General features: G+C 43.8%; 17 protein-coding genes, 1 other RNA gene and 1 pseudogene. 8 read left to right on the forward strand and 11 right to left on the reverse strand.

Going from position 1 to position 15,596, the window contains the following annotated elements; genetic code table 11:
* Positions 1–125 precede the first annotated feature (125 nt).
* Entirely contained in the window at positions 126–1,556 is a 1,431-nt protein-coding gene (locus tag KHS38_RS04760; protein ID WP_249665276.1) for a L,D-transpeptidase scaffold domain-containing protein, read from the forward strand.
* A 65-nt stretch (positions 1,557–1,621) separates the two neighbouring features.
* Here the strand turns inward: KHS38_RS04760 and KHS38_RS04765 are convergent, their stop codons facing one another.
* From KHS38_RS04765 to KHS38_RS04775, 3 genes are all read right to left on the reverse strand, one after another.
* Entirely contained in the window at positions 1,622–2,434 is an 813-nt protein-coding gene (locus KHS38_RS04765; protein WP_213487362.1) for a murein L,D-transpeptidase catalytic domain family protein, read from the reverse strand.
* A 226-nt stretch (positions 2,435–2,660) separates the two neighbouring features.
* Positions 2,661–3,242 carry a nitroreductase family protein gene (locus KHS38_RS04770; protein WP_213487363.1) on the reverse strand — a complete coding sequence of 194 codons (582 nt, stop codon included), beginning with the start codon at positions 3,240–3,242 and terminating at the stop codon, positions 2,661–2,663.
* Between the two features lie 172 nt (positions 3,243–3,414).
* Entirely contained in the window at positions 3,415–5,844 is a 2,430-nt protein-coding gene (locus tag KHS38_RS04775) for an alpha-ketoacid dehydrogenase subunit alpha/beta (RefSeq protein ID WP_213487364.1), read from the reverse strand.
* Between the two features lie 147 nt (positions 5,845–5,991).
* Between KHS38_RS04775 and KHS38_RS04780 the strand changes: the two genes are divergently transcribed.
* From KHS38_RS04780 to ssrA, 3 genes are all read left to right on the forward strand, one after another.
* Positions 5,992–6,384: a DUF1573 domain-containing protein gene (locus KHS38_RS04780; RefSeq protein WP_213487365.1), complete on the forward strand. Its 393-nt coding sequence runs from the start codon at positions 5,992–5,994 to the stop codon at positions 6,382–6,384.
* 88 nt (positions 6,385–6,472) lie between these two features.
* Positions 6,473–7,705, forward strand: a complete 1,233-nt coding sequence (locus KHS38_RS04785) for a pyridoxal phosphate-dependent aminotransferase (RefSeq protein WP_213487366.1) — start codon at positions 6,473–6,475, stop codon at positions 7,703–7,705.
* Positions 7,706–7,879: 174 nt separating this feature from the next.
* Positions 7,880–8,247, forward strand: a transfer-messenger RNA (tmRNA) gene (ssrA, locus tag KHS38_RS04790).
* A 161-nt stretch (positions 8,248–8,408) separates the two neighbouring features.
* Here ssrA and KHS38_RS22505 read toward each other — a convergent pair.
* Together KHS38_RS22505 and KHS38_RS22215 are read right to left on the reverse strand one after the other, a co-directional pair.
* Complete coding sequence (locus tag KHS38_RS22505; RefSeq protein ID WP_502887917.1) at positions 8,409–8,690, reverse strand: hypothetical protein; 282 nt, start codon at positions 8,688–8,690, stop codon at positions 8,409–8,411.
* A gap of 52 nt (positions 8,691–8,742) precedes the next feature.
* Positions 8,743–8,886: a hypothetical protein gene (locus KHS38_RS22215; protein WP_249665278.1), complete on the reverse strand. Its 144-nt coding sequence runs from the start codon at positions 8,884–8,886 to the stop codon at positions 8,743–8,745.
* Between the two features lie 67 nt (positions 8,887–8,953).
* Here KHS38_RS22215 and KHS38_RS22220 point away from each other — a divergent pair, with 67 nt between their 5' ends.
* The gene (locus tag KHS38_RS22220; protein WP_249665279.1) at positions 8,954–9,463 is read left to right on the forward strand and encodes a phage integrase SAM-like domain-containing protein; all 510 of its coding nucleotides are present in this window, start codon (positions 8,954–8,956) and stop codon (positions 9,461–9,463) included.
* A 323-nt stretch (positions 9,464–9,786) separates the two neighbouring features.
* The gene (locus KHS38_RS04800) at positions 9,787–10,173 is read left to right on the forward strand and encodes an Arm DNA-binding domain-containing protein (RefSeq protein WP_213487367.1); all 387 of its coding nucleotides are present in this window, start codon (positions 9,787–9,789) and stop codon (positions 10,171–10,173) included.
* Between the two features lie 211 nt (positions 10,174–10,384).
* On the opposite strand, the gene KHS38_RS22435 is transcribed toward KHS38_RS04800, so the two are convergent.
* The 5 genes and pseudogenes from KHS38_RS22435 to KHS38_RS04820 all read right to left on the reverse strand — a co-directional run bounded on the left by KHS38_RS22435 (position 10,385) and on the right by KHS38_RS04820 (position 12,077).
* Complete coding sequence (locus tag KHS38_RS22435) at positions 10,385–10,783, reverse strand: helix-turn-helix domain-containing protein (RefSeq protein ID WP_349627909.1); 399 nt, start codon at positions 10,781–10,783, stop codon at positions 10,385–10,387.
* Between the two features lie 41 nt (positions 10,784–10,824).
* Entirely contained in the window at positions 10,825–11,211 is a 387-nt protein-coding gene (locus KHS38_RS22440; protein ID WP_349627910.1) for a hypothetical protein, read from the reverse strand.
* An 88-nt stretch (positions 11,212–11,299) separates the two neighbouring features.
* A pseudogene (locus tag KHS38_RS04810) lies at positions 11,300–11,449 on the reverse strand (zinc-binding dehydrogenase); the annotation flags it as partial.
* 49 nt (positions 11,450–11,498) lie between these two features.
* Positions 11,499–11,789, reverse strand: coding sequence for a zinc-binding dehydrogenase (locus KHS38_RS04815; RefSeq protein ID WP_213487369.1), 291 nt, complete (start codon positions 11,787–11,789; stop codon positions 11,499–11,501).
* 6 nt (positions 11,790–11,795) lie between these two features.
* Positions 11,796–12,077 carry an alcohol dehydrogenase catalytic domain-containing protein gene (locus KHS38_RS04820; protein WP_213487370.1) on the reverse strand — a complete coding sequence of 94 codons (282 nt, stop codon included), beginning with the start codon at positions 12,075–12,077 and terminating at the stop codon, positions 11,796–11,798.
* Between the two features lie 401 nt (positions 12,078–12,478).
* Between KHS38_RS04820 and KHS38_RS04825 the strand changes: the two genes are divergently transcribed.
* Both KHS38_RS04825 and KHS38_RS04830 read left to right on the forward strand, forming a co-directional pair.
* A complete protein-coding gene (locus KHS38_RS04825) occupies positions 12,479–13,381 on the forward strand; it encodes an NAD(P)H-binding protein (protein WP_213487371.1) in 903 nt (300 codons plus the stop codon).
* 6 nt (positions 13,382–13,387) lie between these two features.
* Positions 13,388–14,302: a helix-turn-helix domain-containing protein gene (locus tag KHS38_RS04830; RefSeq protein ID WP_213487372.1), complete on the forward strand. Its 915-nt coding sequence runs from the start codon at positions 13,388–13,390 to the stop codon at positions 14,300–14,302.
* Positions 14,303–14,400: 98 nt separating this feature from the next.
* Here the strand turns inward: KHS38_RS04830 and KHS38_RS04835 are convergent, their stop codons facing one another.
* A complete protein-coding gene (locus tag KHS38_RS04835) occupies positions 14,401–15,225 on the reverse strand; it encodes an alpha/beta fold hydrolase (RefSeq protein WP_349627911.1) in 825 nt (274 codons plus the stop codon).
* Between the last annotated feature and the right edge of the window lie 371 nt (positions 15,226–15,596).

Below are 15,596 nucleotides of genomic sequence, written 5' to 3' on the forward strand. Positions count from 1 at the left end.
ATTAAAATCTACATATGATACTTGATACACTTCGCATTCCTAAAACAAAATTCCCAGCTTGGCTACTGGTAATTTGTGCATTTTTAGTTATTACTGCCGAGAGTTGTAAGAAAAAACGCTCTGATATGGCGCAAACCATATATAAGGTAAACAAAAACAAGGCTTTTAACAAAGTAACACCTGAAGGATTTGAGCCAGTTTTCCAGAAAGTACTGGCCGAAAAAAAGGCCAAACTGGCTAATCCGAAACTCATTACCGGCTTTTATGAAGGTAACGGCTATGATCCGGTTTTAATACTGGATCACATGGAGGGCGATGACCTGAAATCGATAACCAATTATTTACAGCATGCCAGCGATCATGGTTTGGATCCTAAAATTTTTCAGGCCCAGCAAATAACCGATCTGGTGAACAAATTTTACAGCAAAGATGGTATCAAAACCACCGAAGAAGCCTATCAAACTATGGCCGAGCTGGAAGTTACCCTGGCAAATTCTATAATCAATTACTCGAACGCTATGCAGTACGGGTTGATTAGTCCGCGTAAAATTTATGCACGTTACTACACGGAAACCAAACGCCCGGATAGTACTGCTATGCTGCAGGTTTTTAAAGTGCCACAGCTAAAAAACTTTTTAGACAGCATTCAGCCTAAAGACCCACAATACCTGGCTTTGCAAAAAGCTTTAAAAAGCAATGTACAGGTACCCGGCATGTCAACCGAAGAATCGGATCGAATTCTGAAAGTAAATTTAGAGCGCCTGCGCTGGAAAAACAAGCCGACACAAAGTGAGTATGTAATTGTAAACATTGCCGACTACAGCCTGAATGTAATGAAACAAGGCAAATCTGCTTTAACTATGAAGGTTTGTGTAGGCGAAGGCCGTAATATTGACCGTACAGATAACCTGACAGAGTATGACGAAAGCGATAAAGTAGACCGCCCTTTCTCACGCGAAACCCCACAGCTAAACAGCATGATTTACTCGGCACAGGTAAACCCGGTTTGGAATATTCCGGAAAGTATTGCCAGCAAAGAAATCATGAAACATGCCGCTGCCGATCCATATTATCTATCAAACGAAAATATTGATGTTTACAAAAACGGCGCAAAGGTAGAAGACCCCGAAACCATCGACTGGGCATCAGCTGGCGATGGCTACTCCTTTAAACAGCGCCCTGGTGATAATAACGCTTTAGGTAAAATTAAATTCCTGTTCAAAAACAAAAGCAGTGTTTACCTGCACGATACCCCTGCTAAACTGGCCTTTAACAAAACAATGCGCGCAGTAAGCCATGGTTGTGTACGTGTAGAAAAGCCTCTGGAATTAGCTCATGCATTATTTGGCGATAGCAACAAGTATCAGACCATTGAAACAGCAATGAACGAGAACAACCCTGAGCCAACCGACTTATCGCTGCCCCGCAAAATGCCGGTATACCTTACCTATATAACCTGCTGGCAAGATAGTAATGGTACCTTACAGTTCAGACCAGATGTTTACGGTTTAGATATTGTACTGTTTGCACACATGAAAAGATTGCTAACTGCATAAAAAAGCTCTTAACAAAAAAAGCCTGATGGATAATCCATCAGGCTTTTTTTGTTATACAATTAGTATTATAAAGCAGCTCTTAATACTTGCTGACTGCTGTTGGTATCTGGAACAGCAAAGTTTGATGCAAAAGCATTGTTCAGATATTTAGAGGTATAAGCGTTGCTGTTGGCGTTGATGAACAACATATTTTTACCTTTAATCAGATCGATGATTTGATTACTAACCTCAGGCGATACTGCAGGGCAACCAAAGCTACGGCCCAAACGACCTAACTGGTTAATGGTACTTTGGCATACATAAGCTGCAGCATGTAAAACTACAGCACGTGCGCGGGCATTGCTATTGAACCCAGCATCCATACCGTCCAGCTTTAAAGAACGGCCATGTTTACCAAAGTAAATACCATCAGTTACATAAAAACCTAAACTGCTTTGATGTGAATCGGCAGTATTAGAAAACTGCGTAGCTACATCATTGCCACTTCCTTGTCCGTGTGCAACCCATGTATTTAACAGCAGTTGTTTCTTTGCCAAATCCACAATCCACATACGTTTTTCGCGGCTTGGTTTGTTAAAGTCAACTATGGTAATAATGCTGCTATTATCATTCAGCTTATGATTTTGTTTCAGGTTATAATAACCGGTTACTGCTTTCTCAAACACTGTATAATCTAAACCAGATGTCATCAAATTGGCGCTTTGGTAAATTGTATTTACATAAGTGCCGTAAGCAGATACAATAGGTGCATTCTTAACTGCTGCCGGGTCGTTTTTTGACTTAGAAATATTAGTATGGGTAGCAGCAGAACGCCAGCTGATGATGATAATTGATAAGACTAAAACGATACTTGTAATCCACCAAAAATTCTTCTTCATATTGTCCGTTGATTAGTTTAAAAAATTAATTAAGCTAAAAGTCAACAGGTTTAAGTTAGGTTATAATTGCCGTGTGATTGTAGTACAAATATAACAAGGATTTTACATCCGATAGTCATCTATTTATCACGAAATTTAATTTTTGGTTAAACTTCGTGATAAATATAAATGCCTTCTTTTAAAGAAATGTAACGTTGCTATAATACTATAACGCTACAAATATTAATTATTGCACCCACTTTATTTTTTCTTCAAGCGGTGTTTTGCGTTGGCCGGCAGGGTACTCATCTGCATAACCCAGATATAGCAAGCCCATTACCTGATCGTCAGCCCCTAAGCCCAGAAACTCTTTCATAACCGGTTTAAGGGTAGCGCCACCAGTACTCCAGAAACTGGCGATATTTAATGCGGTTGCGCCTAATAAAAGATTTTGTACGGCACAAGCTGCTGCAGAAATCTCCTCAAATACCGGAATTTTTGACAGCTCGCTACGGTGCATAATAGCTACCACCACGTGCGATGCCTTGTTGCCCATATTCATAAGGTTATTGTAGGTGGCCTGGTTAAAGTTTTCTTCAGTAGCTTGCTGTTTGTATAATTCGGCATGCTGCTGGCAAAACTGCTGCGGGTTTTCATAAACTACAAAACGCCAAGGCTCGGTGTAAGCATGTGTTGGTGCCCAATCTGCCAGTACCAGCAATTCCTGTACTTGTTCGTTCGGAACTTTTTGACCGTTCATCATACCCGGTTTTACGGTACGGCGGGTTTTAATTACATCAGCTATAGCAGTGAAAGTTTGATTATCCATAAATTGTAATTGCGTATGCCGCAAAAGTAAGAGATTAATTGATTAAACAAGGCGAAACAAGCCGCCCGATAGAAGTTATCCCTACTACGGAACCGTTTATGCTTATCAGTTAAAACAAAAAAGCTTCGTGCTTTAGACACGAAGCTTTTTTTGTTTCATTAAAAATTAGGGCTTAATATATAGCCGGGTACTTAGCCGGATTACTATTGTTCATCATGGCATAAACCATTTCAATCACATCATCAACGGATGGCTTGCTGAAATAGTCGCCATCGGAACCATAAGGCGGGCGATGCTCTTTTGCACACAATGTTTTAGGTGCAACATCCAGGTAATTGTACCCTCCCTGCTTTTCGAGTATTTGCTGAAGGATATAAGCCGAACCACCGCCCGGAATATCCTCGTCTACCACCAGCAGCTTATTGGTTTTTTTGAGGGATTGCACACAGGTACTGTCCAGATCGAACGGATACAGGGTTTGCGGGTCAATAACTTCAATACTGATGTTCAATGCCTTTAACTCTTCTATAGCCTCTTGCACAATGCGCAGTGTTGAACCGTACGATACAACGGTTACATCCGTTCCTTCATTCAGTACTTCGGCTTTACCAAGCGGAACGGTAAACTCGCCAACATTGTCGGGTAGCTTTTCTTTCAGGCGATAGCCATTCAGGCTTTCGATCACCATAGCTGGTTCATCACCCCGCAATAATGTGTTATACATGCCGGCAGCTTGCGTCATGTTGCGTGGTACACAAATATGGAGTCCGCGCAAGGCATTCAGTAACGAACCCATTGGCGAACCGGAATGCCATATCCCTTCCAGGCGGTGCCCGCGGGTGCGTACAATGATAGGCGCTTTTTGTCCGCCTTTTGTACGATAACTTAAACTGGCAATATCATCGCTTAAAACCGTGATGGCATAAATCCAATAATCCAGATACTGAATTTCGGCAATGGGGCGCAAGCCGCGCATAGAAAGGCCCATGCCCTGCCCTATAATGGTTGTTTCGCGGATACCTGTATCGGTAATACGCAAGTCGCCATACTTGGATTGCAAACCGGCAAAGCCCTGGTTTACATCGCCAATAGCGCCAACGTCCTCACCAAAGGCTACAATGCGCTTATCGCGTTCAAAGTTAGCGTCAAAGCAAGCATTTAATATCTCTCGGCCATCCAGCATTTTAGCATCAGGCACATATTGCGCCGGTATTACAGGCACTTTTAGTGGCGACTGCGGCGTATCACTAAACAGCTTTGAATTATAGCGATCGCGGTTCAACTCATTTTCGCGGTTGAGCCATTCTAATAACGCCTGGCGCTCATCCAAACTTTCATTAGCTGTTAAGCGCAGAGCCTTACGTACAGAATTAATAATTTCGCGACGACCCGGGTCTATACAGGTACGCAGTGATGAGGCAATATCTTTAATTGTTGACACAACCGAACGTTCGGCCAGTTGCTCTATTAAAGCGGCCGCCTCGTTCAGTTCTGCCTTAATTTCAGCCGAAAGTTCATTCCAGGCTTCACGCTGGCAATTGCGAACATATTTCTTGGCGGTATCTTCCAGTTCTTCCAGCTCCTGCTCGGAAATAATTGCCGAGGCAATCATCCAGTTCCGCATTTGCAACAAACTATCGTGCTCCGCTTCCCAGGCCAGCCTTTCGGCAGATTTATAACGCTCGTGCGATCCGGAAGTTGAGTGGCCTTGCGGCTGCGTCATTTCCGTAACATGTATCAATACCGGCACATGCTGGGTGCGGCATAAATTGATGGCATGCGCATAGGTTTCGCACAAAGCAACATAATCCCATCCGCGTACCTTATATATTTCGTAACCGTTACTACCGGCATCGCGCTGAAAACCTTTTAAGGCTTCAGATATATCTTCTTTAGTGGTTTGCAGCTTGGCCGGAACAGAAATAGCATAAGCATCATCCCATACCGAAATAGCCATAGGCACCTGCAGTACCCCTGCAGCGTTGAAGGTTTCCAGGAACAATCCTTCGGATGTAGCACCATTACCAATAGTACCGAAAGCCACCTCATTGCCATCTACCGAAAACTCTTTCAGATACTCCAATTCCTTATTTTCACGATATAGTTTCGATGCATAAGCCAACCCTAAAAGCCGTGGCATAGCACCACCAGTGGTTGATATATCGGAAGAACAGTTCATGGTTTCGGCCTGATTTACCCAGCTGCCATCATGATTAACAAAACGTGTAGCGTAATGACAGTTCATTTGCCTTCCGGCAGATGCAGGGTCTTTTTCCACATCGGGATGCGCATATAACTGAGCAAAAAACTCCTTGATGGTGCTCATACCGGTGGCAAACATAAAAGTTTGATCGCGGTAGTAGCCGGCGCGCCAGTCGCCAGGCTTAAATACTTTGGCCATAGCCAGTTGAGCCACCTCCTTACCATCGCCAAAGATGCCAAATTTGGCCTTACCGGTAAGTACTTCACGCCGGCCAATCATACTGGCCTGCCTGCTCTCGTAACCAATACGGTAATCATGAATGACGATTTTTCGGAAATCATCAAAACTCAGCTCACTTGAAGTAAAGTCTCCGTTTGCCGGTAATGTGCTTTCTGGCATATAATATTCGTTTAGGGCGTAAAAATAAAAAATTCTATATTGATTTTATCTTTCTTAACGGGTTCGTTACCGATAGTATCTAATAATATATTTTTTACTGAACATTAAACCATTAGATTATATTTGCGTATAACAACATATATGAACATGAAAAAGCTGATGATATTGTGTGCGGTGATTTTAGGATTTACTATTACCGCATCGGCACAGGACAACAAAAAAGCCGAATTTAAATTTTCAGAAGAAAAACATGATTTCGGTAAAATTGCCCAGGGTAAACCGGTAACCACCATGTTTGAGTACACCAACGTAGGCGAAGAACCGCTTATTTTGACTGATGTACGCCCAACCTGTGGTTGTACCATTGCCGATTACACCAAGACCCCGGTAAAAAATGGTGCTAAAGGCACAATTAAAATCACTTACAGTGCTGCAGCACCAGGTGCATTTTCAAAAGCCATTGTAGTAACATCCAACTCCAAAACGCCAACTAAAACACTTTACATTGTAGGCGAGGTAGTTACCCAACCTACCAAGTAAAAAGAAGCTCTATTTTAACCAATAAGGAAAGGCGCAAATTATGCGCCTTTTTTGTTGAATAGGGTTTTATCTTTTTACATTTGCCCTTATGCCAAAAATATCTCAAAAAGGGCAGCACATGCCTGCATCGCCAATACGTAAGCTAACGCCGTTTGCCGAAAAAGCCAAACAGGAAGGTAAAAAAGTATACCACCTGAATATTGGACAGCCGGATATTGAAACACCGGAGGGCATGCTGAATGCAATCAAAAATATCGACTTTAAAGTTTGGGCCTACACAGCCTCGGAAGGCACTTTATCTTACCGTAAAAAGCTGGCCGAATATTATAACAAATTAAATTACAATATAACCCCAGAGAACATCATTGTAACCACCGGTGGTTCGGAAGCCATTACCATTGCTATGATGACCTGCCTTAACCCAGGTGACGAGGTGATTATACCGGAGCCATTTTACGCCAACTATAACGGCTTTGCCTGCCAGAGTGATATTGTGGTAAAGCCTATTTTATCTTACATTGAAAACGGCTTTGCGCTACCTGCTATCAGTGAATTTGAAAAACTGATTACGGATAAAACCAAGGCAATCATCATCTGCAACCCCAACAACCCTACCGGCTACCTGTACTCTAAACAGGAGATGGAAGCGTTGAAGGATCTTGTACTAAAATACGACCTGTACCTTTTTGCGGATGAAGCATACCGCGAATTTTGCTATGATGGCCGTGAATTTACATCGCCCATGCACCTGAGCGGCTTGGATGAGAACGTAATTGTGATGGATACGGTGAGCAAGCGTTACAGCGCCTGCGGTGCACGTTTAGGCTGTTTAATCACCAAAAATAAGGAAGTTTTGGTTGCCGCTCTGAAGTTTGCACAAGCACGTTTAAGTCCGGGTATGATTGAGCAGATTGCCGGCGAAGCTGCGGTTGAGACACCGGACGCTTATTTTGAAACTGTAAATGAGGAATACACATACCGCCGTGATGTGCTGGTAAAAGCTTTGAACCAGATGGAGGGTGTATACTGCCCTAACCCGGGCGGTGCCTTTTATGTTGTAGCCCGCTTCCCTATTGACAATGCAGACAGATTTTGCCAATGGATGCTGGAAAGCTTTAGCTATGAAAACCAAACCGTGATGATGGCACCCGCTACTGGCTTTTACAGCACACCTGGTGCCGGCCAGAATGAAGTACGTATGGCCTACGTGCTGAACAGTACCGACCTGCAAAACGCCATGATTTGTTTACAGGAAGCACTAAAAGTTTACCCTGGCCGTGTTGCCACCCCTCCTACTGTGTCTGATAATCTGCAATCATAAAACAACTTACTGTCTGACAGTCTGTATGCTACGTACAGACTGTCAATTAAAACATGGTTAACAATGCGGACTAAATATCAGTTTAACATCGCATTAACAAACCTGGCTTAAATTTTGTATATTTGTAACTACTTATCTGAGTACAACAATGCTTGGGAAGATAACCAAAACAATGGGGTCGACCGGAATTGACAGGATGGAGATAAGTAAGTAAGCATGCAGCGCGTTGGGTGAATTAGCGCTATAATCTGAACGCTCAAACTTACAAATGGCGAAAACAACTACGCCTTAGCTGCCTAATTTAGAATTAGCATAGCTTTTGTCCCGCCGGTTTTCCGTTTCATCGGATCGGCATACGGGGCATCGACAGATGAAACTGGTTTGCTTAGGGTGTGATAAGCGAACGAGATAAAGCACCTACGGAAGATGGTATAGGTGAGCCACTGACCTTCCACTTCCCGACAATTTAACAGAGCTAAGCATGTAGAAAGCTTACCTTATACCATGTTTGGACGAGGGTTCGAATCCCTCCGGCTCCACAAATTAAGGTCTAAATGAGTAAAAGACGCTATAAACTGATGGTTTATAGCGTTTTTTTATGAATTCCAGTCTAAAAGAGTCTATATAAATGCATGTTTCGGGAGACCTAATCGAGACCTGTAAGCACTTTTGTAATTTAGGTCTCGAAAAACTCCGCAACAAACTAACATTCAATGCCTTGCAAAAACCAGCACCACAGATTGTCAGTGGTTTTTAACATGATTTTTAACGAGTTGAGAAACCTATTATGACTAAAAATTTTGCCCTTTCGCTCCAGTTGAAACGAACCAAGGCGCATTCCGGAGGCAATGCACCGATTTACCTGATAATCACCATCGACAGCAGCCGTGTTGAGGTCGCGACCAAGCGCACCATCAGCCAGGAGATCTGGAACCCCGTAGCCCCAGAAAGCGACGGGCCATTCAGATGAGGCGCGCTCGGTCAACAAGCATTTAAAAACGCTTGAACAAAATGCTTATGAAATCTATCGCGAGATGTTAGAACGGAAAGTGCCACTTACGGCACAAGCATTCAGAGATCGAATGAATGGTATTGATGCGGAAATCCCGACGCGGATGCTTATCCAGATCTTCAGGATCATAACCGTCAGATGGAAGCTCTGGTCGGTAAAGAGTAAGCACCTGCTACAGTTGTTCGTTATCAAACCACACTCAAAGATGTGGTCAATTTTTAAAATGGAAGTATAAGATGGCTGATATAGATATTCGCCGCCTGGATCATGAATTCGTGACCTCGCTGGAGTTTTATCTGAGGACAGTCAGAAACTGTAACAACAATTCGGCGGTCAAGTACATCAAAAATGTTAAAAAGATCTTGCATCTCTGCCTAGCCAAAAACTGGCTTGACCGTAATCCGTTTGGTAAATACAAAACTAAGATCAAGGAAGTGATCAGGGACTTTCTTTCCAGTGAAGAGTTAGAGACCATCCAAAACAAAACCTTTGTCAGTGACCGGCTGAACCAGGTGAAAGATGTGTTTTTAGTTAGCTGCTTTACCGGGTTAGCTTATGCAGACGTCAATAAACTAAAGCGGTCGGAGATCAACACGGGAATCAATAACAACAAGTGGATCTTTACCACACGACAAAAAACCGACACGGAATCGCGCATACCACTCCCACCTGTAGCGCTGGAAATCTTAAATAAGTATGAGAATCACCCGGAATGTGTCAATGATCTAAACTGCTACCGATACTAACGAACTAGAAGATGAATGCGTATTTGAAAGAGATAGCAGACGTCTGTGGTATCCAAAAAGAATTAACTTTCACATCGCCCGTCACACCTTTGCGACTACGGTTATGCTCGCAAACGGGGTCTCGATTAAAGTGTATCAAGAATGCTGGGCCATAAAAATATCCGTACCACCCAACACTACGCAAAAATTCTGGACAGTCAGGTCAGACAGGATATGGATTTGCTTCGGCACAAGTTCAATTCATCGACTAAGACTATCACAAACAGCAATCCTAATAAATAAATTCGCTGACCCCGAAGTCCGGGGTGAGAATATTCAGCCTTTTGGAAATCTTTCGCAAACCGACATCTGAAATCTGGTATTTGGTGGCGATGGTGCTCAGCGGCGCTGTCCAGACCATCTCTAAAGCGCCTCGCGGGATAATTCAACTTCTTTCATCGTCTATTTCTCATGTTAAAACGACAGCTCGTGACGTTATTGATACAGACCCAATAAGGGGAAAGTTTTTGTTTCACTTCAAGTCCGTTCCTATGAAAAGCAACCTACACATTCTTTTCTTTTTATACCGCTCGAAAGTCAATGAAAAACAGCAGATGCCGATTTTCTGCGGAATTACTATCGACGGCAAACGCAAGCAGTTTTCGACAGGTTGCTTTATTAGCGCAACCAAATGGCTCCCAAAGCTGGGCGCCATCAAGGCTCCTCTGTAGCGGCGAAACATATTAACAGTCGTATTCGGTCCATCTGGACGAAGCTTTTAAAAGCCTATCAGATTGCCGCTTCGGAAAATACTACCATCACTTTAGGTTTCAAGCTCGTTCATTATAATTGCATTTTTTTTGGAGAGAGAATTCAAAGATGTTTAAACATTACAGAACAAGTAGTCCACTTTGGTTAAAACATCTTACGCGCTATATCAATTTAATTAAAAGACGCCCTAAATTCCAGTGGTGATTGGCTTGTCTTGGCCTTAAGTAATTTGCTGAATGATTGCAGATGCTCGAAGCCAAACCCGTAGGCGATCTCGCTAACCAATAACTCGGTGGTCGACAATTTCTCTTTAGCTTTTTCTATTAGCTTTTCGTGTATATGCTGCTGCGTATTTAGGCCAGTGAGCACTTTGAGCACACTGCTCAAATATTTTGGAGAAAGATTAAGCTCACCTGCTAGATAAGCCACGGTAGGTAATCCTTTTGAAAGCAGGGCATCGCTGTGGAAGTATCGGGCGAGTAAGGTTTCTACCTGCTCCAATATCTGATGATTGGACTTCTCCCGGGTGATAAACTGGCGATGGTAATAGCGGTCGGCATAGTTGAGCAAGGCTTCGATGTGCGAAACGATTATACTTTTGCTGAACTTGTCTATATTTGCCCGGTATTCTTCATGAATACTTTGAACAAGGTTATTGATCCTTGTCTCTTCCTTTTCGGAAAAAAAGATTCGTTGAGCGAATAGTTCCAGAAATCATATTGACGGATGGTTTTGGCCAATCCCGCATTCCAAGAAAAATCAGGATGGATGTAGATTACCCATCCTGATTTTTCTGTCTTTTTACTTTTATCGTTAACATCAATAACTAAATTCTGGTTGGGTGACATAAAAGACATAATGCCACCGTTAAAATCAAAAGGACGCTGCCTGTATCGCACCTTAAAATTGACCATTCGTTTAACAGCAATGGAATAAAAATCCATCGCCATGTTCATCGGTTCCAGTACCTCCCGGTGTGGCACGGTCGCAACATCCACTACGCTGATCAGCGGGTGAAGCGGTGCCGGTAAGCCCACGAAAAGATGGAACTCTGCGATAGTTTTAAATGCTTCATACAGGTGTTACTTATTTTTTGAGGTCTAAAACCAGTCTGCCGCGTACATGCCAGGTGCCAATCTGGCGGTGTGCTTCAGTAACCTCTTCTAAGGTAAATACTTTATTGAATAAAACCTGCACTTTACCGGCCTCAATGAGCTCAGCCATCTCTGCCGGCGATTCTTGTTTAGGTTGGTTTGCCGATGATGCAGCTTTAACATTTTTTACTTTAGCTGCTTTTCATCAACGCGTCGTTAAAAGGAAAGTCTGTGTTAACGCTGACGAAGATTTCGCCGTCTTTCAAAACGCTAATCGCTTTTATCCGCTCGCTGTTGTTTCGGGTTGGTGAGGCTTCAAGCACCAAATCAACATCACGGAGCAGCTCTTCATAGTTTTGCGTCTTGTAATCAATTACTTCGTCAGCGCCCAATTCCTTTACGTATGCTACGTTATCTTTAGATGCCATACAGATGACGTAAGCTCCTTTCGCTTTAGCAAACTGAACCGCAAAACCACCCACACCACCTTAAGCACCCTGGATCAGAATGCGCTGACTCGGTTTCGAGCCGCCATGAGCAAATATACCGGTCCAGGCGGTTAGCGCAGCTAAAGGCACACCGGCAGCCTGCGTAAAATCAAGGCTTTGCGGTTTGATGGCAAACTGGATCGCCTTGCTCACACAATAATCCGCATAACTGCCGTCGTCCGGAAAGTTAGGAACACCGTAAACCTCATCACCCGCCTTTAAGGATGTAACCTCGTTGCCGGCTTCTACCACAACCCCGGCCGCATTCCAGCCTAAAGTCATGGGCGGTATCAGGAACGAACGCAGGCTTCCATTTTCGCCGCTTCTGATCGCTCTCTATCCACCGGGTTTACACCACTTGCATATACTTCGACTAATACTTCGTTAGATGCCGGAACCGGACGCGCTATCTCTTCGATCTTCATGACCTCTGGCCCAACATATTCGTTGATCCTTACTGCTTTCATAATAATTAATTTATAAATCAAAGGTGGGCACTAATAGCCTTCTTTTTTTAGCTGAAATACGCTTTGTGTTAGTCAAAACGCCATATGGTTAATAGAAGCTGCCGATCAAACCTTATTTTCAAACATAAAAGGAGATAGTAACACAACAAGGATAGATTTGATTAAACAGACGTTTGTTTATATAAGGACCTTTGTATTGTATCAAGTAATATAAGTATGAAAATCGTTATATCCGGTTCGTTAGGACACATTAGTAAACCGCTGGCTAAATCTCTTATTGAAAAGGGACATACCCTAACCGTTATCAGCAGCAATCCGGAAAAGCGGGCAGCCATTGAAGCTATGGGTGCTAACGCAGCAATAGGGTCGGTACAGGATGCTGCGTTTTTAAGGGAGGCATTTGCAGGTGCTGATGCCGTTTACACGATGGTGCCGCCTGTGAGCTACATGAACCTTAATCTTGACCCTATCGGCCATTTCAGCAGCATTGGCGAAAACTATGCAACTGCAATCGAACAGACAGGCATCAAACGCGTGGTTAACCTGAGCAGTTGGGGTGCGCACCGCGGTAATGGCACCGGCGGGATTGTTGGAACCTATTATTACGAGCAAGTGATGAACGGGTTACCTTCGGATGTTAGCATTACCCACATTCGCCCGGCTTCCTTCTACTACAATCTTTTCGACTTTATCCCTGCTATAAAATTCACTGGTCGTATAGCAGCTAATTATGGCGGTGATGACCGCACTGTACTGGTAGCACCTGAAGATATTGCAGCAGCCGTAGCAGAGGAATTGGAGAAAACGGCTGATGGCAGGAACATTCGGTACGTGGCCAGCGACGAACTAAGCTGTAGCGAGGTAGCTAGCGCTTTAGGCAAGGCCATTGGTAAACCCGGCCTCCGGTGGGAACTCATTTCGGCAGAACAGGTACAACAAAATCTTGAAGCAGCAGGCTTGCCGCCCAAATCTGCTTCTTTACTGGTAGAATTACAAGAGGGGCATCATAAAGGTTTGATTGCAGAAGATTACTACCAGCACAAACCGGTGCTCGGTAAGATCAAGATAGCCGATTTTGCCAAAGACTTTGCGCTGGCCTATCAAAAACAGGTATCTTAGGCCATCATGGATAACAAGCCTGTACATATCAAAACCATTAACGAATTTCACCGGCTCCGGGGTTTGCCGGGGCCGGTGCATCCGCTGGTCAGCGTAGTGCGGTTTGAAGATATGAGATCAGTCCCTGATCATCCTACAAGTTGGGTGCTTGATTTTTACGCCATCGCGCTGAAAAGAAATTTTCATGCCAAGCTGAAATACGGTCAGCAGGTATATGATTTTGACGAAGGCATCATGACTTTCATGGCACCGGGTCAGAAGATCGGAATCGAGTCAGATCCTGATCAGCCGATTGAACACTTCGGGTGGCTGCTTATTTTTCATCCCGATTTTTTATGGAATACGGCGTTGGCTAAAGGCATTAAGCAATACGAGTACTTTGACTATGCGGTTAAGGAAGCGCTTTTTCTTTCGGAGCAGGAAGAAGCAATCCTTACCGCCATAATGCAGAATATAGCTACAGAATATGTAAGGATAATTGACTCGTTTACACAAAATATTATTGTGGCCCATCTGGAGGTGTTATTATCTTATGCTCAGCGTTTTTATCAGCGCCAGTTCCTCACCCGCGGCATCAATAGCCACGACATGCTCAGTCGGTTGGAAGCTGTTCTCCAGCATTGTTTTACACCTGAAAATATGGTTGGTAAGGGGTTGCCAACCGTTATATCGGTTGCCGATGCCCTTCATGTTTCGCCCAATTATCTCAGCGGCTTGCTTAAAACCCTGACCGGTAAAAGCACCCAGCAGCATATACAAGATAAGCTGATTGATCATGCCAAAGAAATGCTGTCAACAACAGGTTTGTCAGTAAGCGAAATTGCCTACACTTTGGGGTTCGATTATCCGCAATCGTTCAGTAAGTTATTTAAAAGCAAAACTCAGCTAACGCCGGTGGAATTCCGCCAATTTTACAATTAGGATCAAAGCGCTTAATATTTTTGTTTTAATCATCACTCGCAACTGCCCGCTATCCAACAAGTGATAGCGGGGAAAATCAGCAACGCCTTGGTTAAATCTCACTCACTATTTGTTATCAGGTGTTCGAGCATGGCGTTTATGACAGCGGCAGGATTTTCCTCGAAAATATAATGACCAGTATTTTCCAAATGCAACAGTTGATATTGTTCTGCAATGGTTGGCAAAGCATACTGATAGTAACCATACGAAACGTGACTGGCCATACCCAAGATCGGCATCGTCAATTTTGAATAATGCTGGGCGTCTTCGATATCCTGATTAAATGTCTGATACCAGGCTTTGGAAGCGCGAATACGCTCGGGTTGATCGTAGACTGCCGCGTAAACACTTCTGTCAAAATCAGGCATCTTGCTATCATCCACCATTACATAGCGGAATAACCGGTCGAGCAAGTATCGAAAGCGTCCTTCCAGTAGTTTCTCCGGTAATTCCTTTACCTGGTTAAAACCCATCCACCAGGTGTAGGGTTGCTGATGATCTGTCTTTTCACCAAATGTTCCGGCGGGCGACATCAGCTTCATTTGCATCATGTCCTCACTCGGGTGCAAGCCATCCGCCAGGATCAGGCTTATTATCGCTTCCCAAAAATTATACGCCAGGCTCGCGGCTACCATGCCGCCGATGTCGTGTCCTAATACATGCGCTTTCGTGATTCCTAGTGTTAACGTCAGCTCATAAACATCTGCAGCCATGGTTTTCTTGTCGTAACCCGATGCTGGCATTGCCGAACTACCCATTCCGCGAATGTCAATAACAATAACATGAAATTGCTCGGCTAATTTTGGTGCTATCGGAAGGTACGAGTACCAGGTTTGCGGCCATCCGGGCAGACAAGTTAGTACCGGCCCTTTACCACCGTCCACATAATGCAGTTGTGTTCCGTTTACCTCGATATGATGACTGGTGAATCCAGGCCAGTCCTTGATCAGTTATTCGTCTTGATATATAGCTTCCATACTATGCGTGCAGTTGATTATTGATCAACTTAAGTGTGTCTTCGGCTGTTTGCCAGGTTAAGCCCGAATAACGGTCATTGTCAAGCGTGTGATGATGTGCCGCAAACATGCTATACAGGTATTGCATTTGCTGCCATTTCGGATATAATCGATGTTCGCCATTCGGATATTCGCGCCGTACATTTTGGATATAGGCTGCGAATTGTTTTAAGGAGCCCTGTTCTTTTACTTCAAAGGGTTCGGCAAAGATAGGTCCGGTACGCTTTGCCAGTTCATTA

It is taken from the genome of Mucilaginibacter sp. Bleaf8 (assembly GCF_018390515.1).
Classification (GTDB): Bacteria; Bacteroidota; Bacteroidia; order Sphingobacteriales; family Sphingobacteriaceae; genus Mucilaginibacter.